The organism is Streptomyces sp. NPDC102270, from assembly GCF_044766405.1.
In the GTDB taxonomy this organism is placed as follows: domain Bacteria; phylum Actinomycetota; class Actinomycetes; order Streptomycetales; family Streptomycetaceae; genus Streptomyces.
Genome location: NZ_JBIWLX010000008.1, coordinates 243932 through 269130, shown reverse-complemented (window position 1 = coordinate 269130; position 25199 = coordinate 243932). Strand labels below are relative to the sequence as shown.

23 protein-coding genes and 1 tRNA gene are annotated in these 25199 nt (G+C 70.7%); 6 read left to right on the top strand and 18 right to left on the bottom strand.

Annotated features, from left to right (window positions below; genetic code table 11):
* Positions 1–67 precede the first annotated feature (67 nt).
* From ACIRP7_RS18570 to ACIRP7_RS18560, 3 genes are all read right to left on the bottom strand, one after another.
* A complete protein-coding gene (locus ACIRP7_RS18570) occupies positions 68–1879 on the bottom strand; it encodes a tetratricopeptide repeat protein (protein WP_403660200.1) in 1812 nt (603 codons plus the stop codon).
* A gap of 205 nt (positions 1880–2084) precedes the next feature.
* Positions 2085–2158 (bottom strand) — tRNA-Met (locus tag ACIRP7_RS18565).
* Between the two features lie 54 nt (positions 2159–2212).
* Positions 2213–5188, bottom strand: coding sequence for a UPF0182 family protein (locus tag ACIRP7_RS18560; protein WP_403660689.1), 2976 nt, complete (start codon positions 5186–5188; stop codon positions 2213–2215).
* Between the two features lie 164 nt (positions 5189–5352).
* On the opposite strand from ACIRP7_RS18560, the gene ACIRP7_RS18555 reads away from it, so the two are divergent.
* Positions 5353–5895, top strand: a complete 543-nt coding sequence (locus ACIRP7_RS18555; RefSeq protein WP_403660197.1) for a PPA1309 family protein — start codon at positions 5353–5355, stop codon at positions 5893–5895.
* Positions 5896–5904: 9 nt separating this feature from the next.
* Here ACIRP7_RS18555 and ACIRP7_RS18550 read toward each other — a convergent pair whose 3' ends face one another.
* The 4 genes from ACIRP7_RS18550 to ACIRP7_RS18535 form a co-directional block, all read right to left on the bottom strand.
* Positions 5905–6999: a PDZ domain-containing protein gene (locus tag ACIRP7_RS18550; protein WP_403660194.1), complete on the bottom strand. Its 1095-nt coding sequence runs from the start codon at positions 6997–6999 to the stop codon at positions 5905–5907.
* 61 nt (positions 7000–7060) lie between these two features.
* Positions 7061–7246: a hypothetical protein gene (locus ACIRP7_RS18545; RefSeq protein WP_403660715.1), complete on the bottom strand. Its 186-nt coding sequence runs from the start codon at positions 7244–7246 to the stop codon at positions 7061–7063.
* Positions 7247–7348: 102 nt separating this feature from the next.
* Positions 7349–7810 carry a molybdenum cofactor biosynthesis protein MoaE gene (locus ACIRP7_RS18540; RefSeq protein WP_403660192.1) on the bottom strand — a complete coding sequence of 154 codons (462 nt, stop codon included), beginning with the start codon at positions 7808–7810 and terminating at the stop codon, positions 7349–7351.
* Positions 7811–7989: 179 nt separating this feature from the next.
* Positions 7990–9105, bottom strand: coding sequence for an SDR family oxidoreductase (locus ACIRP7_RS18535; protein ID WP_403660189.1), 1116 nt, complete (start codon positions 9103–9105; stop codon positions 7990–7992).
* Between the two features lie 192 nt (positions 9106–9297).
* On the opposite strand from ACIRP7_RS18535, the gene ACIRP7_RS18530 reads away from it, so the two are divergent.
* Together ACIRP7_RS18530 and ACIRP7_RS18525 are read left to right on the top strand one after the other, a co-directional pair.
* Entirely contained in the window at positions 9298–10728 is a 1431-nt protein-coding gene (locus ACIRP7_RS18530; protein WP_352390272.1) for a zinc-dependent metalloprotease, read from the top strand.
* On the top strand, positions 10725–11246 hold the full coding sequence (locus ACIRP7_RS18525; RefSeq protein WP_403660185.1) for an NUDIX hydrolase: 522 nt from the start codon (positions 10725–10727) through the stop codon (positions 11244–11246). Before ACIRP7_RS18530 ends, ACIRP7_RS18525 begins: the two co-directional genes overlap by 4 nt.
* A gap of 93 nt (positions 11247–11339) precedes the next feature.
* Here the strand turns inward: ACIRP7_RS18525 and ACIRP7_RS18520 are convergent, their stop codons facing one another.
* The 4 genes from ACIRP7_RS18520 to ACIRP7_RS18505 all read right to left on the bottom strand — a co-directional run bounded on the left by ACIRP7_RS18520 (position 11340) and on the right by ACIRP7_RS18505 (position 15113).
* Positions 11340–12077, bottom strand: coding sequence for an AIM24 family protein (locus ACIRP7_RS18520; protein WP_352390274.1), 738 nt, complete (start codon positions 12075–12077; stop codon positions 11340–11342).
* A 19-nt stretch (positions 12078–12096) separates the two neighbouring features.
* Complete coding sequence (locus ACIRP7_RS18515) at positions 12097–12774, bottom strand: AIM24 family protein (protein ID WP_403660180.1); 678 nt, start codon at positions 12772–12774, stop codon at positions 12097–12099.
* Between the two features lie 4 nt (positions 12775–12778).
* Complete coding sequence (locus tag ACIRP7_RS18510) at positions 12779–14410, bottom strand: TerD family protein (RefSeq protein ID WP_403660177.1); 1632 nt, start codon at positions 14408–14410, stop codon at positions 12779–12781.
* A 115-nt stretch (positions 14411–14525) separates the two neighbouring features.
* Positions 14526–15113 carry a M48 family metallopeptidase gene (locus ACIRP7_RS18505; RefSeq protein WP_352390277.1) on the bottom strand — a complete coding sequence of 196 codons (588 nt, stop codon included), beginning with the start codon at positions 15111–15113 and terminating at the stop codon, positions 14526–14528.
* A 261-nt stretch (positions 15114–15374) separates the two neighbouring features.
* Between ACIRP7_RS18505 and ACIRP7_RS18500 the strand changes: the two genes are divergently transcribed.
* Entirely contained in the window at positions 15375–16592 is a 1218-nt protein-coding gene (locus ACIRP7_RS18500) for a TOMM precursor leader peptide-binding protein (RefSeq protein WP_403660686.1), read from the top strand.
* A complete protein-coding gene (locus ACIRP7_RS18495) occupies positions 16585–17955 on the top strand; it encodes an ABC1 kinase family protein (RefSeq protein ID WP_403660173.1) in 1371 nt (456 codons plus the stop codon). Before ACIRP7_RS18500 ends, ACIRP7_RS18495 begins: the two co-directional genes overlap by 8 nt.
* A gap of 99 nt (positions 17956–18054) precedes the next feature.
* On the opposite strand, the gene ACIRP7_RS18490 is transcribed toward ACIRP7_RS18495, so the two are convergent.
* The 4 genes from ACIRP7_RS18490 to ACIRP7_RS18475 form a co-directional block, all read right to left on the bottom strand.
* On the bottom strand, positions 18055–18378 hold the full coding sequence (locus ACIRP7_RS18490; RefSeq protein ID WP_352390280.1) for a hypothetical protein: 324 nt from the start codon (positions 18376–18378) through the stop codon (positions 18055–18057).
* Positions 18375–18743: a WhiB family transcriptional regulator gene (locus tag ACIRP7_RS18485; RefSeq protein WP_351836836.1), complete on the bottom strand. Its 369-nt coding sequence runs from the start codon at positions 18741–18743 to the stop codon at positions 18375–18377. The genes ACIRP7_RS18490 and ACIRP7_RS18485 overlap by 4 nt, the downstream gene beginning before the upstream one ends.
* Positions 18744–18918: 175 nt before the next feature.
* Positions 18919–19242, bottom strand: coding sequence for a hypothetical protein (locus ACIRP7_RS18480; protein WP_403660168.1), 324 nt, complete (start codon positions 19240–19242; stop codon positions 18919–18921).
* A 169-nt stretch (positions 19243–19411) separates the two neighbouring features.
* Positions 19412–21736 carry an ATP-dependent DNA helicase UvrD2 gene (locus tag ACIRP7_RS18475; RefSeq protein WP_403660165.1) on the bottom strand — a complete coding sequence of 775 codons (2325 nt, stop codon included), beginning with the start codon at positions 21734–21736 and terminating at the stop codon, positions 19412–19414.
* A 53-nt stretch (positions 21737–21789) separates the two neighbouring features.
* Here ACIRP7_RS18475 and ACIRP7_RS18470 point away from each other — a divergent pair, with 53 nt between their 5' ends.
* Positions 21790–22032, top strand: coding sequence for a mycoredoxin (locus ACIRP7_RS18470; RefSeq protein WP_403660161.1), 243 nt, complete (start codon positions 21790–21792; stop codon positions 22030–22032).
* Between the two features lie 33 nt (positions 22033–22065).
* Here the strand turns inward: ACIRP7_RS18470 and ACIRP7_RS18465 are convergent, their stop codons facing one another.
* The 3 genes from ACIRP7_RS18465 to ACIRP7_RS18455 form a co-directional block, all read right to left on the bottom strand.
* Complete coding sequence (locus ACIRP7_RS18465) at positions 22066–22677, bottom strand: class I SAM-dependent methyltransferase (RefSeq protein ID WP_403660158.1); 612 nt, start codon at positions 22675–22677, stop codon at positions 22066–22068.
* A gap of 10 nt (positions 22678–22687) precedes the next feature.
* Positions 22688–23632 (bottom strand): NAD(+) diphosphatase, encoded by a 945-nt coding sequence (gene nudC, locus ACIRP7_RS18460; protein ID WP_403660155.1) that lies wholly within the window; start codon positions 23630–23632, stop codon positions 22688–22690.
* Between the two features lie 152 nt (positions 23633–23784).
* Positions 23785–25197 carry a dipeptidase gene (locus ACIRP7_RS18455; protein ID WP_403660152.1) on the bottom strand — a complete coding sequence of 471 codons (1413 nt, stop codon included), beginning with the start codon at positions 25195–25197 and terminating at the stop codon, positions 23785–23787.
* Between the last annotated feature and the right edge of the window lie 2 nt (positions 25198–25199).

The following is a 25199-nucleotide window of genomic DNA, read 5'->3' as shown; positions in this document are numbered from 1 at the left end:
TGAATGCAACGTTACGTGAAGGAGGAGGCCAGAGGCAAATCGTTTGGCTGGGGCAGCGCGCGGGGCGCTACGCCGACAGTTCCTCGCGCAGCGCGTCCCGCAGCCGGGCCGCCCGCTCGGAGACCTCCGCGGGCCCCAGGGCCACCGCCCGGTCGGCCCACCGCTGTCCCTCGGCCAGCTCGCCCCGACGCGCGTAGACCAGGGCGAGCCGCAGCGCCGCCCGCCCGTGCCCCGCGTCGGCGGCCCGGGCCCACCACACGGCGGCCTCCGGCTCACTCCCCTCCCGGGCGAGCAGCAGTCCCAGGTTGAACGCCCCGTTTCGGGATCCCGCCTCCGCGGCCTCCCGGTACCAGCGAGCCGCCTCCACGACGTCACCCCGGGCGGCGGCGAGCATGCCCACCCGCACCTGAGCCCGGCGATGTCCCTGGGAGGCCGCCCGCTCGTACCACTCCTCGCACTCGCTCTTCTCCTCGTGCACCGGCTCTCCGAGCGAGTGCGCGGGCACCGGCGGCCGCCGGGCGTCCAGCACGGTCGCCAGCCGGTACGCGGCCTCCGCGCTGCCGCCCCCCGCCGCACACCGCAGGTGCCGCTCGGCGCCGGCCTCGTCCCCTTCCCGCAGCCGGGCGATGCCGACCTGGAGCGCGGCCTCGGTGTGCCCGGCGGCGGCGGCGCGCTCGTACCACCGCAGGGCGACGGCCTCCTCGCCGCGCCCGGCGAACAGGATCCCGAGGTTGAACGCGGCGTCCACGCTCCCGGCCTCCGCGGCCTTGGAGAACCACGGCTCGGCCCCGGCCGTGTCGCCGCCCTGGAGCAGCAGGATGGCGAGCGCGTTGGCCGCCTCCCGGTGCCCCGCGTACGCGGCCCGCCGGTACCACTGCTCGGCCTGCGCGGTCCGCCCCTGCTCGGCGCAGAGCAGCCCGAGGTTGTACGCGCCGTTGTCGTCGCCCGCGTCCATCGCCGCCCGGTACCACCGCTCGGCGGTCTGCGGCTCGCCGCGCTCGGCGTGCAGGGCGCCCAGCGCGTTGGCCGCGTTGCCGTCCCCGTCCTGGGCTGCGCGCAGCCACCACACGGCGGCGCTCTCGGTGTCGCCCGCGTCCCGCAGCAGGAACCCCAGGGCGCAGGCGGCCCGCGCCTCGCCGTCCTTGGCGGAGGTCAGATACCAGCGCCCGGCCTCCTTGAGGGCACCGCGCCGCTCCAGGATCGCCCCGAGATGCAGCGCCGCCCGCCGGTGTCCACGCGCGGCGGCCTGCCGGTACCACTGCTCGGCCTCGGCCCCGGCACCGTGGTCGTCCCCTATGTCCCCGTCCGGGCCCAGGCGGCGGTCGAGCGAGCGGGCCAGCCGGTAGGCCGCCTCCCGGTGTCCCCGCTCGGCGGCGATCCGCATCCACTGCTCGGCGCCCGTGTCCCCGCGGTGCTCCAGCAGATCGGCGAGCGCGTAGGCGCCCAGCGCGTGTCCCTGCTCGGCGGACTGGCGCAGCCAGTACTCGGCGGCGGGCTCGTCGCCCCGCTCACGGTGGTGGCGGCCCAGGGCGTGCGCGGCCGCGGCGGATCCGGCGACGGCGGCGATCCGCCACCAGCCGGCGGCGTCGTCGGCGTATCCGCGCTGGTGCAGCAGGACTCCGAGATTGTTGGCGGCGGCCCGGTCACCCGCGGCGGTGGCGGCACGCAGGTGGGGCTCGGCTCCGTCGAGATCACCGCGGCGCAGCAGAAGGGCGCCGAGGACGCTCATCGCCTCGACGTCGCCGGCTTCGGCGGCCAGCCGCTGCTGGACCTCCTCGGCAGCGGCATCATCAGCCGCCTCCCCGACCCCGTCCCGCCCGGAAGATTGCACAAAACGCCCTGTCTCGAACAGAGTTGCCTTGTCCCCCATAACGTCCATCGTCGCACCACCTGCAAACTGGGTACACCTGGTATACCGCAGCCAGTGAGGTCACTTCAGCGTTTTGTCGACATGCCCACAGAACGACAAGTGAAACACAGTTCCCCCCAACTGCCCCCGGCGGCGCGGCCGTCGGTTCCTCGGCACATGCGTTCGCACATCACGAAGGCCCGGATCCTGAAAGGATCCGGGCCTTCGATTCCAGTAGCGGGGACAGGATTTGAACCTGCGACCTCTGGGTTATGAGCCCAGCGAGCTACCGAGCTGCTCCACCCCGCGCCGTTGTGTTGCAACCGTACCACGGCGCGGGGTGGGCATCTGACCAGCGGTTGATCAGCTGCTCGGACTACTGCTCGGACTGCTTCTCGGGCTCGGACTACCACTCGGGCTCGGGCTGCCGCTCGGGCTCGGGCTGTCGCTGGGCTTCGCGCTGCTGCCGCTGCCCTTGTCCGCAGTGGCCTGCGCGTCCTCGGCCCGCTTGAGCGCGTCCTGCAGATCCTTCTGGGCCCGGCCGTACGCCTCCCAGTCGCCCTTCTTCAGGGCTTCCTGGCCGGCGTCGAAGGCCTTCTGGGCGTCGTTCAGCGCCTGTTGAACCGTCGGGTTGGTGGAGGTCGGCGGCGGCTTGGTGGTGTCACCGCCGTCACCCGGTGGCTGAGTGGTCGAACCGTCCGCTCCGAACACCTTGTTCAGCGCTGCGTCGAGGGTGTCCTCGAAGGCGGTGTTGCCTCCGTAGGTCACCAACACCTTCCGCAGCAGCGGGTACTTGAGTCCACCACCGCGTACGTAGACCGGCTCCACATAGAGCAGTCCTCCGTCGAGCGGCACCGTCAGGAGATTGCCGTACTCCACATTGGAGTCACCTCTGTTGAGGAGGCTGATCGTCTCCGCGATGTTCTGTTCGGAGTTGAACTGGCTCTGCACCTGTTTGGGCCCGTTGACCGTGGTGTTCGTCGGCAGTTTCAGGATTCTGATCTTGCCGTAGTCGGTGGTGCCCGCCTCGGCGTCGACCGACATGAACGCACTGAGGTTGTCCCGGCCGTTGGGCGTGAACGTCGTCGTCAGCGAGAACGCCTGTGCCGACTGGTCGGGCATCTTCATGCTCAGGTAGTACGGCGGCACAGCGTCGCCCGACTTGTTGGTCGGGTCGTCCGGCACCTGCCACACCTCGCTGCCGCTGAGGAAGGTGTCCGCGTCCTCGACGTGGTAGCGCGCCAGCAGCTCACGCTGGACCTTGAACAGGTCCTGCGGGTACCGCAGATGGTCCATGAGGTCGGTGGAGATGTCCTTCCTCGGCTCCACCGTGCCCGGGAACGCCTTCATCCAGGTCTTGAGGACCGGGTCCTTGGTGTCCCACTGGTAGAGCTTGACCTCGCCGGTGTACGCGTCGACGGTCGCCTTCACCGAGTTGCGGATGTAGTTGACCTGGTTCTGCTGGGCGACCACCGCGCGCTGGTTGTTCGTCGCGGTCAGCGAGTCGGCCGTCGTGTCACCGAGGGTCGTACGGGAGGAGTACGGGTAGCCGTTGGTCGTCGTGTACGCGTCGACGATCCACTGGATCTTGCCCTTCACCACTGCCGGATAGGCGTCGCCGTCGATGGTCAGCCACGGGGCGACCGCCTCGACACGCTGCTTGGGTGTGCGGTTGTACAGGATCCGCGAGCCCTCGCCGATCGCTCCGGAGTAGAGGATCTGCGGCTCGCTGAACGCCACCGCGTACGCGGCCCGGTTGACCGGGCTGGAGAGGTTGACCCCGCTCTTGGCCTTGTAGCTGTAGGTCTTCTCACCGTTGTCGTCGGAGTAGTCGATCTCCTTCTGGGGACCGCCGACGATCGAGTACTCGGTGGTCTTCTCGCCGTAGTAGACGCGCTGCTGGTACGTCCCGAGGTCGCCCTTGGACGGCAGGTTGGACTCGGTGAAGACCGGGCGCCCCTCGGCGTCGGCCTCGGTGCCCTTCGCGGCGACCACACCGTAACCGTGGGTGTAGCGGAAGTGGTCGTTGATCCAGTTGTTCTTCGGGATACCGGCGAGGTTCAGCTCGCGCAGCCCGATGACCGTGTCCTGGTCCTTGCCGTCCTTGCTGTACCGGTCGACGTCCAGGTTGGTCGGGAACGCGTAGTAGTTACGCATCTGCTGGAGCTGCTGGAACGTCGGCGAGACCACGTTGGGGTCCACGACCCGGATGCTCGCCGTGGCGTCGACGCCCCGGCGCAGCTCGGTCTTGTCCGTGGTGGTGGACTTGCCGTCGTACTCCTTCACCGAGGCGTCGTCGATGCCGTACGCCTCACGCGTCGCCTTGAGGTTCTTCTCGACGTACGGCGCTTCCTTGGCCTGTTCGTTCGGCTGGACCTGGAACTTCTGGACGATCGCGGGGTAGAGCCCGCCGATGAGGATCGCCGAGAGCACCATCAGGCCGAAGCCGATCACGGGCAGCTGCCAGGTGCGCCGCCACAGGGTGGCGAAGAACAGCAGCGCGCAGATCACGGCGATGCAGAACAGGATCGTCTTGGCCGGCAGATAGGCGTTCGCGTCGACGTACCTGAGGCCGGTCCAGCTGTCGGTCGCCTTGAAGTCGCTGGACTTGACCGCGAGGCCGTACCGGTCGAGCCAGTACGCGACCGCCTTCAGGGCGACGAAGATGCCGAGCAGCACCGACAGGTGCCCGGTCGCGGCGGCCGTGGCCCGCGCGCCCGGGGAGGTGATCCGCAGACCGCCGTACAGGTAATGGGTGAGCGCCGCGGCGATCACCGAGAGGATCGCGGCGGCGAAGCCGAAGCCGAGCAGGAACCGGTACCAGGGCAGGTCGAAGGTGTAGAAGGAGATGTCGAGGTGGAACTGCGGGTCCTTCTGGCCGAAGGAGACGCCGTTGACCCACATCAGCCAGGTCCGCCACTGGCTGGAGGCGGAGGCCCCGGCGATCAGGCCCACCAGGGAGACGATCCCGAGCAGCAGCCACCTCTTGTACGGCGCGATGCCCATCCGGTAGCGGTCGAGGTTCTGCTGCTCCATCGACATGGCGCTCAGCGGCGGGCGCAGTCGGTGGGCCAGCCAGATGTTGACACCGACGGCGAGGGCCATCAGCAGACCGAAGAAGAAGAACAGCCCGATCTTGGTCCACAGCGTGGTGGTGAACACGGACGAGTAGTTCACCGAGCGGTACCAGAGCCAGTCCGTCCAGAAGCCCGCGAACATGGTGAACGCCATGCCGAGGACAGCAAGGACGCCCAGCGTCATGAGCAGGGTCCTGGCACGCCGGGACGGGCGGCCCACTCTCATCCGCGGCCCTGTCGGGCCTCCGCCGCGGTCCGGCATCTGGAAAGCCAAGGTGCGCACCTCGAAGTTCGCTGTCGATCCGTCAGACCCTCGTGTTCGCGGGCCCTGGGTGGCCCCCCGTGATCGCGGGCCCACACCTATGCAACTTACTCACCGTTTACTCGGTTCCCGATTCAGGTGACGAACGAGGCAGGATTGTGACCATGTCCAACACCCCCATGGCGGCGAGCCCGCTCACCCGGGCCGTACTCGAGATCGACGAGTACGCCTCCGGCCTCGGCTGGGACCAGCCCGCCCGCCTCTTCGCCCTCGTCGACACCGCCCGGCTGCGCGCCCAGGAACCCGCTCTCGCGAGCCAGCTCGGTCTGGCGGAGGCGCAGGCGCCCTCGGGCTTCACCCCCATCGAGCAGGACGAGATTCCCGCGGGCAAGCCGCTCGACGAGTTCCTCGGCACCATCGCCTGGCCCGACGCGGTCGTCGGCTGCGCGCTCACCGTGGAGCGCCTGATGCTGCCGCCGTCCGCCGAGGCGTCGGTCCCGCAGGGGCTGAGCGAGGCCCGGCTGACGAAGTGGGTCGCCGAGCACCCGGACCGTCAGGAGGTCCGCATGACGGTCGCGGTCCTGCGCGACGGAACCCGCGACTCCGCCCTGCGCCTGCGCGAGAAGGACTCCCCCACGGAGGTCCTCACGGGCGGCGACCTGGTGCCGGGCCTGGCGGAGGCGCTGTCGGCGACCTTCGAGGAGTAGCCCTCGCGGCTATCCCTTGGTGCACTTCGGCAGGTCGGACGTCTTCTTCTCGCGGATGTCCTTGAGCGCGCCGAGGGCGTCCTCGATGGTGTTCACCTTGACCAGGGTGAGTCCGCTCGGGGTGTCCTTGGCGGCGGCCGCGCAGTTGTCGGCGGGCGTCAGGAAGTACCGGGCGCCCTTGTCGCGCGCGCCGACCGTCTTCATCTCGATGCCGCCGATCGGTCCGACCTTGCCGTTGTCGTCGATCGTGCCGGTGCCGGCGACGAACGTGCCGCCGGTCAGGCTGCCCGGGGTGAGCTTGTCGTAGATGCCGAGCGCGAACATCAGACCGGCGCTCGGACCGCCGACGTCGGCGAGCTTGATGTCGATGGTGAACGGGAAGGTGTGGTCGGTCCCGGCGGCGATCCCGACGATGGCGCGCTTCTCGCCCTCGTCGTCGGAGGCCCTGGTCGTGATGGTGACCTTCTCGGTCTTCGTCGCCGTCCTGTGGGCCCTCTCGGCGGTGGTCTGCTCCTTGACGGGCACGATCGTGAAGACGACCTTCTCGCCGGGCTTGTGCTTGGTGACCAGCTTGGCGACGTCCTCCGGCGCCTTCACCGCCGTACCGTCGACGGCCTTGATCACGTCACCGGCGTGGAGCCGGCCCTCCGACGGGGAGTCCTTGACGACGGTCGAGACGATCACCCAGGACTTCACCGGGACGTCCAGTTCCTTCAGGGCGGCAACCTTGGCGCTCTCCTGGGACTGGCTGAACTCCTCGGCGTTCTCCTGGGTCGACTGCTCCTCGGTCTTGCCGTCCGGGTAGAGGGTGTCGTGCGGTACGACCTTGTTGTCGTGCGCGAGCCAGCCGTACACGGCCTCGACGAGGTTCATCTTGTAGTCGGCGCTGGTGACCCGGACAGTGGTCATGTTCAGGTGACCGCTCGTCGGATACGTCTTGCGTCCCGAGATCTGCAGCACCGGCTCGCCGCCGTGGTCCCCGAGGGTGTTCACCGTGGGGCCCGGTGACATCTCGGCGTAGGGCACATTGATGAAGACTCCCGCGCAGAGGAGCGCGATCAGCATCAGGGTGGAGGCGAGCATCGTCGCGGTGCGGCGTGGCATGGCACGACAGTACGGGACGCTCCTGTCGGACCTTCGTCAGGGCGCCGCCGTCAGGTGGACGTCAGGTGCCGGAGTGCGACTTCTCCATCGCGGCGCGGAAACGGGCGTACCCGTCGAGCTCGGGGCCGTCGCTGCGCGCCTTGCGGGTCCGGTTGGCCCAACTGCCCCACAGCCCGGCGACAACGCCGGCCAACAACGGAATCAACAACCAGACGAGCGCCCCCATGCCGACCTCCCGATCCCGCACTGAGCAACCGCAGAAAAGTGACGGATCAGCAGATTACCCATCCGCACTGACAACGCTCACGCCAGGGGTGCGGTTACGCAACCGGAGAGGTGAAGGAAGGGTTCAGCAGGCGCCGACCCATTCCTCCGTACCGTCAGAAAACGTCTGGTGCTTCCAGATCGGCACCTCGTGTTTTAGATCGTCGATCAGTTTCCGGCAGGCCTCGAAGGCCTCGCCCCGGTGCGGACAGGAAACGGCGACGACGACGGCGAGGTCCCCGACGGCGAGATCCCCGACCCGGTGCACAGCGGCGAGGGCCCGCACCGGGTACTCGGCGACGACCTTCTCGGCGACCCTTCGCATCTCGGCCTCGGCACTGGGGTGGCACGAGTAGCCGAGCTTGTCGACGTCGGCTCCGCCGTCGTGATTGCGCACGGTCCCCACGAACAGGGCGGTCCCGCCGGCGGCGTCGTCTCCGACCGCACGGAAGACCTCGTCGAGGGAGAGCGGGGTCTCACGAATGCCGATGAGCTTGATGGGCTCGTCGGCGGCCTGCTCACCGGGGTGGTCGTCAGTGGGTGCCATGCGTCCATCGTGCCGCACTCCTGAGACCACGGGAAATAGCGCTATCACCCGGCACACGCGTGTGTGCGTTTGGAGGCTCGTACAGACGTACTGCTTCGTTGTCGCTAGTCGCTTGTCGCTTGTCGCTTGTCGCCTGTCGCTTGTCGCTTGTCGTGCCCACGCGGCGGAGCACGCTCCGGTCAGATCCTCCGCCGCGCCTTCCGAGCCCGCCGTACGACAGCCGCCGCACCCAGAAGAGCGACCGTCGCTCCCGCCGCTCCCGCGGCCGTCGCGTCCTTGCGCCCCAGTCGCCGCCCGGCAACGGTGTGCCGCCCGGCGACCTCCTCCAGGAGCTCCGCCAGCACCTCCTCGTTGGTCCAGCGCGGCCGCCATCCGGCGTCGTGCAGCCGGCTTCCGCTCACCACCCAGGGGTACATCGTGTACGCGAGGTCCCCGGCGGGAGACGGCGTCAGACCGATCCGGTGCAGCCGGGCCGCGGCCCCCAGCGCGACGGCCGACGGCAGCTCCATCCGGCGGATCCCGCTGAGCTCCTCGATCTCCTCCTGCTCCAGCCATCCGTCACACCCGACGGCGAGCTCCCCGTCGACCTTCTCCAGGACGGCGTGTTCCAGAGCGCTGCAGAGGTCCTCGATGTGACAGAACTGCCAGGCGGGCCGGGACCCGGCCACGACCAGCAGCCGCGGCGACTCGAAGTACCGGGTCAGGGCGGTGTCGGTCCCGCCTCCCACCAGCACGGCGGGCCGGACGACGGTGACATTGAGCCCGGGGTGCGCCCGGGGCGCCCGCCGCGCGAGCCGCTCGATCTCCAGCAGGTCCCCGACCCCGGTCGCCTCCGCGGTGGCCCGCAGTTCGGCGTCCTCCGAAAGGGGCAGCTCGTTGTCCGGGAGCGCCCCGTAGACCATCGCGGAGGTGCACAGCACGACACGGTGGACGCCCGCGGCCGCCGCGGCGGTCAGCACGGTCTGCGTCCCGCGCACGTTGTACGCCGTACGCGCCGCGGGGTCGGTCTCCAGATCGAGGTCGAGCGCCAGATGGACCACGACATCGGCCCCGCGCAGCTTCTCCGCGATGGCCGGATCCCGCACGTCCAGGATGTGCCACTGCGCCGCGGCGCACTCGCCACGCCGCTCGTCGAGCGCGATGACCTGCTTGATCTCCTCCGAGGCGGCGAGCCGCTCGGTCAGCAGCGCTCCGATGCCGGAGGCTGCGCCGGTGACCGCGACGACTGGCCCGCGCGCGGCGGGGTTGGTTGACTGGTTTCGCGCTGCGCGAACCTGCGGATCAGGGGAACTCACCGGGCGTCTCCAGCGGTTGTCTTCAGTAGGAACGCGAGTGACGCGTACGTACCAGGTGGCATCCATCCTGCCGCAGGCGGAGAGTCGGCGGAGCACCGAGGCCCTAACGGCCGTCGGTGTCTACGCTGGGGGGTGTTATCGGGCAGCCGCGCCGCCGGAGGCAACCGGTGGCCTTACCAGCCGAGGAATCCCGTGAGTGACACCCCATTCGGATTCGGCCTTCCGCCGGAGGAGCCGGACGACGGCGACGAGGGCAAGAAGAAGGACCAGGAGAGCGGTGGTGGTCAGGGACCGGCCAACCCGTTCGGTTTCGGCGCTCTGCCCGGAGCCGGAGGCTTTGGCGGCCCCGGTGCGGACAATCCGCTCGCAGCCATGTTCGGTTCCCTGAACCCCACCGACCTGGGCGCCGCCTTCCAGCAGCTGGGCCAGATGCTCTCGTACGAGGGCGGCCCGGTGAACTGGGACATGGCCAAGCAGATCGCCCGTCAGACGGTCTCCCAGGGGACCTCGGACGGCACCAAGGACGCGAGCATCGGCCCCGCCGAGCGCACCGCGGTCCAGGAGGCCGTACGCCTGGCGGACCTGTGGCTCGACGACGCGACGTCGCTGCCGTCCGGGGCGGGCTCCGCCGTGGCGTGGTCCCGCGCGGAGTGGGTCGAGGCGACCCTGCCCGCGTGGAAGGAGCTCGTCGACCCGGTCGCCGAGCGCGTGGGCACCGCCATGGGCGATGTCCTGCCGGAGGAGATGCAGGCCATGGCCGGCCCGCTGATCGGCATGATGCGCTCGATGGGCGGGGCCATGTTCGGCACGCAGATCGGGCAGGCCGTCGGCGTGCTCGCGGGCGAGGTCGTCGGCTCCACCGACATCGGTCTGCCGCTGGGCCCGGTCGGCAAGGCCGCGCTGCTGCCGGCGAACATCGAGGCCTTCGGCAAGGACCTGGGTGTGCCCAAGGACGAGGTGCGGCTGTATCTCGCCCTGCGCGAGGCGGCCCACCAGCGCCTGTTCTCGCATGTGCCGTGGCTGCGCTCGCACCTGTACGGCGCGGTCGACGGGTACGCGCGCGGGATCAAGGTCGACACCGCCAAGCTGGAGGACGTGGTCGGCCAGTTCGACCCGCAGAACCCCGAGCAGCTCCAGGACGCTCTCCAGCAGGGCATGTTCCAGCCGGAGGACACCCCGGAGCAGAAGGCGGCCCTGGCCCGTCTGGAGACGGCGCTGGCGCTCGTGGAGGGCTGGGTGGACGCCGTGGTCCACGCGGCCGCGAAGCCGCGTCTGTCATCCGCCGACGCGCTGCGCGAGACCCTGCGCCGCCGGCGCGCCTCGGGTGGCCCGGCCGAGCAGACGTTCGCCACGCTGATCGGCCTGGAACTGCGCCCGCGCCGCCTGCGGGACGCCTCCCGACTGTGGGCCTCGCTCACGGACGCGCGCGGTGTCGACGGCCGTGACGGCCTGTGGGCCCACCCCGACATGCTGCCGACCGCGTCCGACCTGGACGACCCGGACGGCTTCGTGCACCGCGAGCAGCTGGACTTCTCCGAGCTGGACAAGATGCTCGGCGAGGCGGCGGACAAGCCGGACCTCAAGAAGAAGGACGACTCCGCCGAGGGCGGCAGCGCAGAGTGAGCCTCCATGACGACGCCGCCCTGGTCCTGAAGGGATACGAGGACCAGGCGGATCTTCGCCAGGCCTACCTGGACCATCTGGCGGCTCACCCGGACGCCATGTGGAAGGCCTGCAAGGACGGCCACATCACGGCGAGTGCCCTGGTCGTCGACCCGGAGCGCGGCCGGGCCCTGCTCACCCTCCACAAGAAGCTGGGCAGGTGGTTGCAGATGGGCGGCCACTGCGAGCCGGCCGACACCTCCCTGGAGGCGGCGGCCCTGCGCGAGGCGACGGAGGAGTCCGGCATCCCGGATCTGACGCCGCTGCCGGGCGGCCCGGTGCGTCTGGACCGGCATCCGATCCCGCCGCCGTGCAACTGCCACTTCGACGTCCAGTACGCGGCGCTCGCCCCGTCCGGCGCCGTGGAGACGATCAGCGACGAGTCGCTCGACGTGCGGTGGTTCGCCTACGACGAGGTGGCGGCCGTGGCGGACGACTCGGTCGTACGACTGCTGGAAGCGACCCGCGCGAGGCTGTGAGCGCAGGAGTCGCGGCGGTGGCCGCATGTGTAAGGGGCGCCCGGCAATGGCGGGCGCCCCTTACATGTGCCGTTCGTCGTGCCGCTGGGGCGGTCAGCTGTTGCTGCCTCCGAGGGAGTTGCCGCGCATACCGAACTGGCCGAGCACCCCGCCGTTGCGCAGGCCCTGCGGCGGCAGCAGCTCGCTGGGCTGGACCAGGACGTGGCCGGTGCCGCCGAAGTGCATCTCCCAGCCCTCACCCGTGGTGCCCCGGCGGCGCCACACGCCGGAGGTGGAGGTGGGCGCCTGGAGCTGGGTGCGCAGGGACGTGGACCAGGCGATGACGGCGTCGGAGTCGACGCAGACGTTCTTGTCCGGGCCCACCTCGAGGACCAGCGGCTCGCCGGAGGTCATCAGCACGACCTGCCCGGAGCCGGACAGCTCCAGGTTGTAGGCGCCCGCGGCGGCCACCTCCACGGCGCTGTCCACGGCCACGATGCCGACACCGAGAGAGCCGTCGAAGGCGAGGACGTAGGAGCTGTCGACCGTGATGCCGGCGCCGACCTCCATGATGTGCAGGTGCTGGGCGAGGTTGGCCAGGTAGACGATGCCGTTGCCCTTGCAGCGCATGAGTTCGAGGCGCTCGCCGGTCATCCGCTCGGCGTTGCGCCAGCCGCGGTTGCGGTACTGGCTGTCGAACTCGACCTGGCCCTCGAAGGCCACCATGGCGCCCTGCCGGGCGAGGACGGGGCTGTTGCCCTGAGTGACGTCGGTCTTCAGGAGCTGCGGGTTCTGCAGGGTGTAGCGCCCGGTCGACTCGACCGGGACGTGTGCGAAGAGTGTGCTGTGCATGATGTGCCTGGTGCTCCCCTCAGCCCCGGATCTTGAATCGGTCGCCGGTGTCCTCGCTCGGCTGGACGACGACGAAGCCCTGTCCCTTGAAGCCGATCTGGAAGGCCTCGCCGCTGCCGCGGCCGATGAGGGCGCTCGCCTTGATGGTGCGGCGGGCCTTCATCTCCAGGCCGGTCGTCCAGGCGACGAGGGCGTCCGGGTCGACGTATGTCTCGCGTTCGGCGCAGTCCAGGGCCATCGGAATGCCCCGGCTGACCAGGGCGACCCAGCCGGTGCCCTTGACCACGAGGTTGGTCAGGCCGGAGCCGGAGAGCTTCGCGAGTCCCTTGACCGGTTCGATGGCCAGTTCCAGCGAGGCGTCGCAGGCCAGCAGGGTGGCGCCGTTCACCGACAGGGCCTCGCCGTTGAGGTGCAGGACGAGGATGTCGCCGCCGTAGTCCGCGAGGTACAGGTCGCCGTCACCGCGGGCCAGCATCAGCCGGCCGCCCTCGCCGCTGACCATCTCCTCCGCCGAGCGGCGCAGGCTGGCGGGCGCCCCGTCGAACTGCACATAGCCGTCGTAGGCGATCATCGAGCCGGCCTTGGCGATCAGGTCCTGCCCGGTGACCATGGTGACCTTGAGCGTCTTGGAGCTGTGCACACTCATACGGACGCCGGTCGCGGCGGCGCGGTGCGCACTCAGAGTCTGGGAGTCCATGGCCTCACACCTCGAAGGGCTGTACGACGACGAAGTTGCCGGGGGCGCCGCGGAACTGGAGGTTCACGGCCTCGGTGGTCTGCCGGGCGTACCCGGAGCGGCGCAGCCTGAGCGAGGTCGTGGTGACCGCCTGCGCGCCGGCGGACCAGGCGATGACGGCGTTGCCGTCGACGTAGGTGGCCGCGCCGACGGGCAGCACGACCGGCACGCCGCGTGTCTTGACGACGACCGCTCCCGTGCCGGAGAAGAGCATGCTGAAGAAGCCTCCGCCGGGCAGTCCCGCGCCCTCGATGCGGCGGACCTCGGTCTCCAGGGACTCGTCGAAGGCGAGCACGCCCTGGGCGCTGGTGTAGAGCTGCTCGCCCTGGAGGCGGATGACGAAGACCCGGCTGGCCTCGTCGGCGAGGAACACCTCGCCGTTGCCGGTGCAGCGCATCAGCGACATGCCCTGGCCGGTGAGGGCCCCGGTGAGCTTGCCGAGCAGACCCGAGCCCTTGTGGGCGAAGTCGATGTCGCCCTGGTAGGCGACCATGCTGCCCTGCTTGGCGAGGATGGGGGCGTCCTTGGTGAGGGTGGCCCGCACCAGGTTCTGGTTCTGTTCCGTCCAGCGGTCGCCGACGGGGGCTTCCGCGTACTTGGTCAGGACGACCCGGACGTTGGCCTCGGGCGGCACGGGGGCGAGCTGGGTGCCGCCACCGAAGGGCTGCGCCTGGCCGGGGACGGCTCCGGGAGCACCGGGAGGCGCGAACTGGCCGGCCACAGCGCCCGGGGGCGTGAACTGGCCGGCGGGTGCGCCGGGGGGCGCGTACTGGCCCGCCGGAGGTGCGCCGGGCGGCGTGAACGTCTGGCCCGGCGGGGTGTACTGACCCGGAGGGGTGAACGTCTGCGGACTCGTCGGCGCGGCGGGCGCGGGCGGGGTGGTCCCGGCGATGGCCGGAGCGGCGTGGACGGACGGGGCGGGCGCGGGGGCCGCGGGGGCCTGCGGTGCGCCGAACGAGGGCGCCGGTGCGGGCGCGGGCGGCGCGGCGGCCTGCGGCGGCGGGGCGAAGGCCGGAGCCTGGGACTGGGCCGGGACCGCGGGCTGCTGGGGCGCGGACGCGGGCTCCTCCTCGGCGACCTCGCCGCCGAAGTTCTTCAGCAGTGCGTCCAGACCGCCGTCGAAGCCCTGGCCGACCGCGGCGAACCGCCAGACGTCCTTCAGATACAGGTCGCCCAGCATCACTGCGCGCTCGGTGGAGAACTCGCTGCCGTCGAACGAGTAGCGGGCCACCTCCTCGCCACCGGCGACGATACGGAGATAGCCGGGGGCGATCTGCGACATCTGGCCGGCGCCGTCGATCGTCGCCGTGAACGACAGCTTCTGGATCTGCGACGGAATCCGATCGAGTGTGACCCGGAACGACTCCGTGTCGCCCGACTGCGCGCCGAGGAGCTGGATGGAGTCCTCGGGGGACTTCGGCTGGTTGAAGAAGATGAAATACCGGTCGTCCGAGAGCCGTTCGTCGGCGTCGAGGCCGAAGCAGCTGATGTCGAAGGTCAGTCCGGGGCCCGAGATCTGTACTCCCACGTACAGGTCCGTGCCCGCGGTCAGGTCACTGATCTTGGCCTTGTGGCCGCGTTGGAATTCCCTGGCCATGCGTAACGACCGTCCCCCATCCCGAATGCAAGTGCGTCGCGACAGGCTAACGGCAAACACCGACACCGGCTCAGGTCGGTACAGATCCGGTACAAAAACCCGTTCGAGTCGTCGGTCAGACGCCCGGAAGATGCGGCAACCGGTCCGCGGCGACCACACCCTCGAGATAGCCCTTGGCCCGCTCGGTGCGCGGATAGGCCTCCAGCAGCCGCCAGAAGCGGGGTCCGTGTCCGGGCACGAGCAGATGCGCGAGCTCGTGGAGCAGGACGTAGTCGACGACGTACTCCGGCATGCCCTGGAGCCGGTGCGACAGCCGGATGCTGCCCTCCGCCGGGGTGCACGAGCCCCAGCGGGTGTTCTGGTTGGTGACCCAGCGGACCGAGGTGGGCCGCGCCCGGCCGTCGAAGTACTGGGCCGAGAGACGCTGGGCGCGCTCGGAGAGTTCGGTGTCGCCGAGGACCCGCTTGCTCTCCTGGGCGGCCAGCTTGTCGAGCATGACGCTCACCCAGCGCTGTTCCTCCGCCTCGGACATCCGGGCAGGGATGAGCACGACGGTGCGATCGCCCTCGCGGTATGCGGAGACCGTCCGGCGTCGACGGCTGCTCCTGCGCACCTCGATCGCGCTCGCCCCCGAGCCGCTCGGCGGCTGGCTCGTCGTGCTGCGCTGTGGCATTCCGGCGCTGTGCAGTGGGTCGGCGGGCACGCCCTGACGTTACCCTCTGCACACGGGGGAAGTCCCGACTCCGGGACGGTTCGGTTCCGATCGCCCACCATGCGTCTGATTTGTACGACGAATGGCCCCCACCTGTGGACAACTTTCGGCACCTGCCCCCCGGGTCCGGGCATGCTGGCATCGCCGCCGCAGCCGCGATCGACCGTGGTCCGGGCTCCGGCGGCGGACGGGGACGTTCTACGAGGGCTACGGGGGCCTGTCATGCAAGCAGTGGTTCCGCTCGAGTACACGATGGTTCCGCAGATGAAACCGGCGCTGCGGCGCGGCTGGCGCGATCTCAACACCGTGCAGTTCGGGATGACCCCGGCGCACGCGCTGACGCTGGGCCCCATCGACACGGCGACGGGCAGCTTCCTCGACCTGCTCAACGGCACGCGCGGTCTCGCGCTGCTGCGGGAGGAGGGACGCCGTATGGATCTGCCCGACGGCCATGTCGACACGCTGGTGGGACGGCTGGCGCGGGCCGGACTCGTCGACGACGCCAGGGGCGGCGGGCCGGCGGCGGACGCGCTGCGGGGGAAGAAGGAGGTCCTCGACCGGCTGGCACCCGACCTGGCCTCCCTCTCGCTGACCACGTCGGAGCCGGGTGACGCGATGAGACTCCTGGCCGCCCGCCGCTCACTGCGCGTACAGGTCAGAGGGGCCGGCCGGGTGGGCGTGGCGCTGGCCGCACTGCTCTCGGGAGCCGGCGTCGGAGAGGTCGACGTGCGGGACGGCGGCCGGGTCGAGCCGGGGGACGTCGCCCCGGGCGGGCTCCCCGCCGCCTCCGTCGGCGACCGCAGGGATGCCGCCGCACGCCGGGCCGTGTCCGCGGCGGCCCCCGGACGCCCGCCGCGCAACGGCTCCCGGGCCTCGGTGACGGCGGACGACCCCGGGTTCTCCCTGGTCGTCCTCGCCCCGCGGGACGACGTCGAGGTCCACGCGCCCGCCCCGGCCACCGGCGAACCCCTCGTACGGTCCGGCACACCGCATCTGTACGCCGGTGTGGTCGAGGCCACAGGAGTGGTCGGTCCTCTCGTCCTGCCGGGCGAGACGGGCTGCGCGGGCTGTCTGCACGAGGCGCGGACCGACCGCGACCAGGCCTGGCCCCGGCTGGTGGCGCAGTGGCGCTCGGGCAGCAGACGACTGTCGGTGCGCCCCTGTGACCTGGCACTGGCCACGACGGTCGCCGGTCTCGCGGCCGCTCACACGCTCGCTTTCCTGGACGGCCGCCTCCCGTCGAGCGCGGGCGCCCGCTGGGAGGTCTCACTGCCCGGTATGACCTGGCACGCCCGGCCGGTCCCGCCGCATCCCGCATGTCCGTGCGGGGCCGCGGAGAAAGGTAAGGGAGAACACACCTCCAAGGAGGAGGCTGCGCACGAGACAATGATGGAGCAACGGTCGTCGGAGGAGTTGTGCCGTAAGGCAACCGCGCCACGGCCGGCTGGGACCTGGAGGGCGCATGTCTGATCTTCCCCGGAAGGCGGTCACCCGAACCGCCAAGCTCGCCGCGCTCCCGCTCGGCTTCGCCGGGCGGGCCACCTGGGGACTCGGCAAGCGGATCGTGGGCGAGTCCGCGGAGATCGTCGGCCGCGAACTGCAACAGCGCACCGCGGACCAGTTGTTCAAGGTGCTCGGAGAGCTCAAGGGCGGGGCCATGAAGTTCGGCCAGGCCCTGTCCGTCTTCGAGTCGGCGCTCCCCGAGGAGGTGGCCGGCCCCTACCGCGCGGCCCTGACGAAGCTCCAGGAGGCGGCGCCTCCGATGCCGACCCGCACCGTGCACGCGGTCCTCGAGGAGCGTCTGGGCGAGGGCTGGCGGGAGCTGTTCGCCGAGTTCGACGACAAGCCCTCCGCGGCGGCGTCGATCGGCCAGGTGCACCGGGCCGTATGGCGTGACGGGCGCGAGGTGGCGGTCAAGGTCCAGTACCCGGGGGCCGGGGAGGCCCTGCTGTCCGACCTGACCCAACTGGGCCGCTTCGCTCGCCTGTTGGGGCCCCTGGTTCCCGGCATCGACATCAAGCCGCTCATCACCGAGCTGCGCGACCGGGTCTCGGAGGAGCTCGACTACGGCCTGGAGGCGCAGGCCCAGCAGGCCCATGCCGAGGAGTTCGCGGACGATCCGGACGTCGTGGTTCCGGCCGTGGTCCACCAGAGCGACCAGGTCCTGATCACGGAGTGGATCGAGGGGGTCCCGCTGTCGGAGGTGATCTCGGACGGTACTCAGGAGCAGCGCGACCGCGCCGGGCAGCTCCTGGCCCGGTTCCTCTTCTCCGGCCCCGCGCGCACCGGCCTGCTGCACGCCGACCCGCACCCGGGCAACTTCCGGCTCCTGCCCGGCGGACCGGACGGCGAGGAGGACTGGCGCCTGGGCGTCCTGGACTTCGGCACGGTCGACCGGCTCCAGGGCGGTCTGCCGGACACCATCGGCACCTGCCTGCGCATGACGCTGGACGGTGAGGCGGAGGCGGTCTACGAACTCCTCCGGGTCGAGGGTTTCGTCAAGGAGTCCATAGAGCTGGATCCCGACGCGGTCCTCGACTACCTCCTGCCGATCATCGAACCGGCCGAGGTCGACGAGTTCACCTTCACCCGCGGCTGGATGCGCAGTCAGGCCGCCCGGATCGCGGACCCCCGCTCCCCCGCCCACCAACTGGGCAAACAGCTCAACCTCCCCCCGGCATACCTGCTGATACACCGGGTCACCCTGAGCACCATCGGTGTCCTCTGCCAGCTGGGCGCGACGGTGCGGTTGCGCGAGGAACTGGAGGAGTGGCTGCCGGGGTTCGTGCCGGAGGAGGAACAGGACGAGCAGGAGTCGGCCGCGGAGGCGTGAGCCGGGCCCGGCTGCGCACAACGCCCCGCGGGGGCCGGTCCGATGGACGGACCGGCCCCCGCGGGGAACTACCGGGTCGGGTTACCGCACCGGTTCGCGTTACTGCATGACGGCCATGGCCAGCGCTCGGCGAGCACGCAGGGAGGCGCGCTCGGCCCGGCGCTGCATCCGGCGGGCGGTCGCCAGGCGGATCGCCCGGCGTTCCTGCTCGGCCTCTTGCAGCCGGTCGTGCATATGCGCACGAGCCAGGGCTTCTGGGATGAGTTGCATCTCTCGGGTCCTGTTCTGACGCGAGTCGTTCGCGTCCGTGGTGGTGAAGTCTGGGATCGCGGAGCCTGCGGGCTCGCTGGTGGACGGCTTCATCGGGGCCTGCTTCGTGGGGTCGTTCGTGAGGGGGCGGTCGATCGTTCCTGCGATGTTCATGCCGAGACCGGGTTCTTGCGCGGGCGGCCACGCGGCCGCTTCCGGGCGACGACGACACCCTGGACGAACAGCTCTCCACCCCAGACGCCCCAGGGCTCACGCCGCTCCTTGGCGCCGGCGAGGCATGCCTCCATCAGCGGGCAGGTGCGGCAGAGGGACTTGGCGTACTCGACGTCGGCCGGCGACTCGGCGAAGAAGACCTCCGGGTCGTAGGAACGGCAGGGGACGGGTACGCCGAGGTTCTCGATGGCGTCGTCGAGCGCGGTGAGCGCAGTGAGCGGGATCAAGGTGGAGTCCTCCGTGAGGCCGGGCGGGGGGATCGTTTCGGAAGGCGGTACGGACGGGGCGTGCGCTTCGAGTTGCACGGTTCGTCTTCCTCGTCTGTTCGGTCCGGCCCTGTGGGACCGGTGGTCGCTTGGTACCGGGTTCTTTTCTTGTCCCGAGGCCCCTTCGCTCCGCTCTCCCCGTTCGGGGAAAACAGAAGGGCCGCGGATCCCGGATGGGGTTCCGCGGCCCTGAAGGCGCCGGCCTGATCGGCGATCAGGCTGGATCACTCCAGGGTTCTGGCCCACGGAAGGCCCACATCAGGTGGTGCTGCGTCGTCTGCTTCCGGAATCCGGCACCGGCCGCCGCAAAGGCATAGACATGCGCCTGTGCCACTACTGCTTCCAGTGCCTTGGTCGGTCGCTCATTGCGCTCACGGACGGGAAGGACCGCGAGAGACACGGAGGACGCCGGACGCACGGCAGGAACGCCGGACAGACCGGTGCCCAGGTTCGAAACGCCGAGCATGCAGGTGGAGACGACCGAGCGATCGGTCATTTTGGCGGTGCTGATGGCCTGGCTGCTGTTGATGCTGATCACTTCAATCGCCTCCTCTCGGCGTCTCGGGGGACGGCGGCGCGAGCCGCTGTCCGACGGATATGCAAGTAGAGCACGGAATCGGGGCCTCCGAGAAGGCCTCCGTCCCCGTGGCTAAGAACCTATGGGGATTGCTGGGGCATGCGCAAACTATTTTTTCGACGAGTTGAAATCAGCCCTCGTCTTCTTCCTCCGCAAGCTCCCGGCCTGCGCAGATGGTCAGCACATCGGCTCCGTAGCGGTTGAGCTTGCGCAGGCCGACGCCCGGGATCCGCGCCAGCTCGTGCTCGTCGTCGGGCACGGTCTCGGCGATGGCCATCAGCGTCTTGTCCGTGAAGACGCAGAAGGCCGGCTGTCCGCTGCGCTGCGCCTGTACGGCACGCCAGTCGCGCAGCCGCTCGTACAGCCCCTCGTCCATGTCGGAGGGACATTCCTCGCAACGCATGAGTTTCAGCTCGCCCGCGTCGGTGAGCGTGCGCCCGCACACCCGGCAGCGCGCCGGGGTGCGCTGGGTGCGTCTCGGGGCGGCGCCGACGGCGCTCGCGAAGCCGCGCTCGACGCCTCCGGGGCCGCCGCCGACGCTCCGCCCCGTGGTGGCGGTGGAGCCGGGGCGCAGCCCGTCGAGAAAGCGGCTCGGGCGGCGGTTGGGGCGGCCGCCGGGCGAGCGGGAGAGCGACCAGGAGAGATGGAGGCGCTCGCGGGCGCGGGTGACGCCGACATAGAGGAGCCTGCGTTCCTCCTCGATCTGCTCGTCGGTCTTCGCGTAGGTGATCGGCATCATGCCCTCGGCGACACCGACCAGGAACACGGCGTCCCACTCCAGACCCTTGGCCGAGTGCAGCGAGGCGAGGGTGACGCCCTCGACGGTCGGGGCGTGCTGGGCACCGGCCCGCTCGTCGAGTTCGGCCATGAGGTCGTTCAGGGTGGCGCCGGATCGCGCGGCGGTGAAGTCCTGCGCGAGGTTCAGCAGGGCGGCCAGCGACTCCCAGCGCTCCCTGACGGCCCCTGAGCCGGCCGGCGTCTTGGTGGTCCAACCCTCGCCCGAGAGCACGGCACGCACCTGGGAGGGCAGGTCGACGGCGTCGTCCAGCCGCGAGTCGTTGCCGCCGAAGCGGGCCGCGCCCCGGAGGTTGACGATGGCCCTGCGCACCTCGGGCCGGTCGAAGAACCGCTCGGCGCCGCGCAACTGGTAGGGCACACCGGCGTCGGCGAGGGCCTGTTCGTAGGTCTCGGACTGGGAGTTGGTGCGGAACAGGACGGCGATCTCGCTGGCCCTGACGCCCGCGTTCATGAGTTCCCGGATGCGGCGGGCGGCACCCTCGGCCTCGGCGGGCTCGTCGGTGTACTCGGTGTAGACGGGCTCGGGGCCGGGCCGGCGCTGGGAGATCAGTTCCAGCCGGTGGTCGGCGGCGCGGCCGCGGGCCTGGGCGAGCAGGCCGTTGGCGAGATGGACGACCTGGGGGGTGGAGCGGTAGTCGCGGACCAGCTTGACGACGGTGGCGCCGGGGTGGCGGGTGCGGAAGTCGAGCAGATGGTCGGGAGTTGCTCCGGTGAACGAATAGATCGTCTGGCTGGCGTCACCGACGACGCACAGGGTGTCGCGCTGTCCGAGCCACAGCTCCAGCAGGCGCTGCTGGAGGGGGCTGACGTCCTGGTACTCGTCGACGACGAAGTGCTGGTACTGGGCACGGACCTGCTCGGCGATGTCGTGCCGGTCCTGGAGGACGGCGACGGTCAGCAGCAGGACGTCCTCGAAGTCGATGACGGCACGGTCGCGCTTGAGGTCCTCGTAGGCGGCGTAGAGCTGGGCGATCTCGGCCGCGGCGCGAGGGGTCTCACGGCCGGCCTTCGCGGCTGCGAGGGCGTAGTCGGACGGCACGGTCTGGGTGACCTTGGACCACTCGATCTCGCCGGTGACGTCCCGCAGCTCGCCCCGGTCGAGGCGGATGCGGCAGGCGGCGGCCGCGTCGGCGACGAGCTGGACCTTGCGGTCGATGAGCCGGGGCATGGAGCCACCGACTGCTTTCGGCCAGAAGTACTGGAGCTGCCGCAGGGCCGCCGAGTGGAACGTACGCGCCTGGACACCCGCGGCGCCGAGCTGGCGCAGGCGTCCGCGCATCTCCCCGGCGGCACGGTTGGTGAAGGTGACGGCGAGCACGCTGGAGGGCTGGAGGATCCCGGCCCGGACCCCGTAGGCGATGCGGTGGGTGATCGCCCGAGTCTTGCCGGTGCCGGCGCCCGCCAGCACGCACACCGGCCCGTGCAGGGCGGTGGCCACCTCACGCTGCTCGGGGTCCAGCCCTTCGAGCACCGCGTCGGCCGTATCCGGTGTGTGCGGGAAGAGCGTGGAGTGCGTTGCTGCTGTCACATGGCCATGCTGCCAGGTCGGCGGAGGCGGGTGAGCCGGTTGTCCACAGGCAGGTAGCCGCAGTCGTACTAATGCGGCAGGCGTCACCTGGCCAAGCACCCCGGGGCGGGAATGGCGTCCCGGTCGCATACGTTCCCCGTAGGACGGCCTCGTCCCCGAGCCACCGAAGGAGCGCGCGAGACATGCAGGGCACTGTGACGATGTACAGCACCACCTGGTGCGGTTACTGCCAGCGGCTGAAGAAGCAGCTGGACCGCGAGGGCATCGCGTACACCGAGATCAACATCGAGCAGGACCCGGCGTCCGCGGCCCTCGTGGAGAAGGCGAACGGCGGGAATCAGACAGTCCCGACTGTACTTTTCGCAGACGGTTCGACGCTGACCAACCCGTCGCTGGCGCAGGTGAAGCAGAAGATCAGCGCGTAGGTGCGCGGGCACGGAGGCGGTTCCTGAGGCAGCTCAGGAACCGCCTTCTTGTGGTTTGTCCCACACCGCCGTATAGCGCCACAGCAGTCGACGCCGGTAACGGCAGCCGGGCAGAAGACGGCGGGCGGCCCGACGGGCCTCGCCCCAGTGCATCGCCGAGTCCTCCATGGGCATACCGGCCGGGGCCCGCCTGCCGCCCCGCAGCCCTCTGAGGAACAGGGACAGAGGCAGGCCGCAGGCGCTGATCACCCGGTCCAGCCCTGTCTTGTTGTACGCCATCCCCACGATCACGAGCCGTCCACCGGGGGCCAGCAGCCGGACCAGGCCGGCGACCGCGTCCTCGAAGGGCGCGTGATGCACCACGGCGACCGCGCTGACGAAGTCGTACGTGCCCGCGGTGAGGGCCGTTCCGTCGAGGTAGTCCGCCTCCAGGAACGTGATGTTCCCGGAGGCGGCCGCGCGCGCCTGCCTGATCATCTCCGGTGAGCGGTCGACGCCCGTGACGGACGCGACCTTGCCGGCCAGCTTGCGGGCGAGCAGCCCGTCCCCGCACCCGACGTCCAGGGCCTCCCGGCAGCCGTCAGGGACGGCGTCGAGCACCAAGGGGTGGTAGTGGACGTTGTGGTTCCAGTACGGGCCGGACATGCCCGGCCTCTCAGACGAAACTCCTCGTCGGCAACGGCTTGCCGTACCAGAGCTCGATCAGACGGGCCGCGATCGAGATGCCGTACGGCGGCAGGACCTCGCCGGACTCGAAGGCGGCCTGGAGGTCGTCGCGGGAGAACCAGCGGGCCTCGTGGATCTCGTCGCCGTCGACGTTGATGTCGGTGGAGGTGGCGCGGGCCATGAAGCCGAGCATGAGGCTGGAGGGGAACGGCCAGGGCTGACTGGCGACGTACTCGACCGGGCCGACGGTGATGCCGGCTTCCTCGAAGACCTCGCGGCGCACCGACTGCTCGATGGACTCGCCCGGTTCGACGAAGCCGGCCAGCGTCGAGAAGCGGCCCTCCGGCCAGTGCACCTGGCGGCCCAGCAGGATGCGGTCCTCGTCGTCCGTGACGGCCATGATCACGGCCGGGTCGGTGCGCGGGTAGTGCTCGGCGCCGCAGGCCTGGCAGCGGCGGATGTGGCCGGCCGCGGCGATGACGGTGCGCTCGCCGCAGCGGGAGCAGAATCGGTGGGTGCGCTGCCAGTTCTCCAGGCCGACCGCGTGCACCATCAGGCCCGCCTCGCGCGCGGACAGCAGCAGTCCGGCCTCGCGCAGACCGGCGGGGCGCGCGGACTGGTCGATGCGGCCCGGCAGGGCGTCCTTCTGGAGGGCGAAGTAGCGGACGCCGTCCTCGTCGATGCCGAGGAAGTAGCGGTGCGCCTCGGTGAGCGGGGCCTCGAAGGAGGGGGTCATGACGAGTTCGGTACGGCCGTCCGGCGTCTCGTCTATGAGGACCTGACCTCCGGAGACCACGAAGCAGCGGGTCGTGGGGTGGCTCCATGCCGCCGCGAGCCAGGCCTCGTCGAGCCGGTGGTGCGCGGCGCGGTCGATGCCGCTGGGGGCGGTGAGCGAGACAGGACGGTCGGCGGTGTGGTCGGTCCAGGTGGTCACGGGTGCTTCCAACTCCCCCGGTGCAGCGGATTGTTTCAGCGGGCGGTTCGGTGGACGTACGACGGAGGGCGACCCGGCCCGGCGGGCTTCGCGGTGCGGGGCGGCTCTTTCAGTGTGCCCCGCGCGCTGCCGGTCCGGGCGGCGCGGGACGGTCAGGGCGCATGGCTCCAGTGCTCGGCGAGATCACCCCACAGGTACGCGGAGGTCTCGACACCCTTGAGCAGCAGATCGAGCTCGACCTTCTCGTTGGGCGCGTGCCAGCCGTCGGAGGGCACGGAGATGCCGAGGAACAGCACGGGTGCGCCGAGGACTTCCTGGAGGTCGGCGGCCGGCCCCGAGCCGCCCTCGCGGGTGAAGCGGACCGGCTGGTCGAAGGCGCGGCCCATGGCCCGTACGACGGACGTGAGGGCGGGGTGGTCCAGCGGGGTCAGGCACGGGCGCGTGGCGGCGCCGAACGTGATCTCCTGCCGGATCCCGGCAGGCACGTGTTCGACGGCCCAGGCGCGGACGGCCTTCTCGATGTGGCCGGGGTCCTGGCCGGCCACCAGCCGGAACGAGAGTTTGACCATCGCGGAGGACGGGACGATCGTCTTGCTGCCGGGGCCCTGGTAGCCGCCGCCGATGCCGTTGACCTCGGCGGTGGGGCGGGCCCAGACGCGCTCCAGGGTGGTGTGTCCGGCCTCGCCGTGGGTGGCGTGCGACTTGGCGGTGCGCAGCCACTGCTCCTCGTCGAAGGGCAGTTCGGCGAAGAGCTCCCGCTCACGGTCGGTGAGTTCGGCGATGCCGTCGTAGAACCCGGGGACCGCCACGCGCGCGTGTTCGTCGTGCAGCGCGGCGACGAGGCGGGCGGCGGCCGTGGCCGGGTTGGGGACGGCGCCGCCGAAGGAGCCGGAGTGGATGTCCTGGTCGGGGCCGTAGAGGCGGATCTCGCATTCGGCGAGGCCGCGCATGCCGGTGCACACGGTGGGGGTGTCCTCGGCCCACATGCCGGTGTCGGAGACGATCACGGCGTCGGCGGCGAGCCGGTCGGCGCGCTCCTCGACCAGCGCGCGGAAGTGCGGGGAGCCGGACTCCTCCTCGCCCTCGACGAGCAGCTTCAGGTGCACCGCCGGGTCGGTGCGGCCGGTGGCGGCGAGGTGGGCGCGGACGCCGAGGGTGTGGAAGAAGACCTGGCCCTTGTCGTCGGCCGCCCCGCGCGCGTAGAGACGGTTGTCGCGGACGACCGGCTCGAAGGGGTCGCTGTCCCAGCCGTCCTCGCGGGCGGCGGGCTGTACGTCGTGGTGGCCGTAGACGAGGACCGTGGGCGCCGCGGGGTCCCCGGCGGGCCAGTCCGCGAAGACGGCGGGCCCGCCCGGGGTCTCCCAGACCTCGACCGTGGGGAAACCGGTCTCCTTGAGCTTGGCGGCGAGCCAGTCGGCGCTGCGGCGTACATCGGGTCCGTGGTCGGGCTGGGCCGAGACGGACGGGATGCGCAGCCATTCGGCGAGGTCGTCGAGGAAGGCGGCGCGGTGCTGCTCGATGTACGGACGGACAGCGCTGACGACACTGTCAACGGGTTGGCTCATGG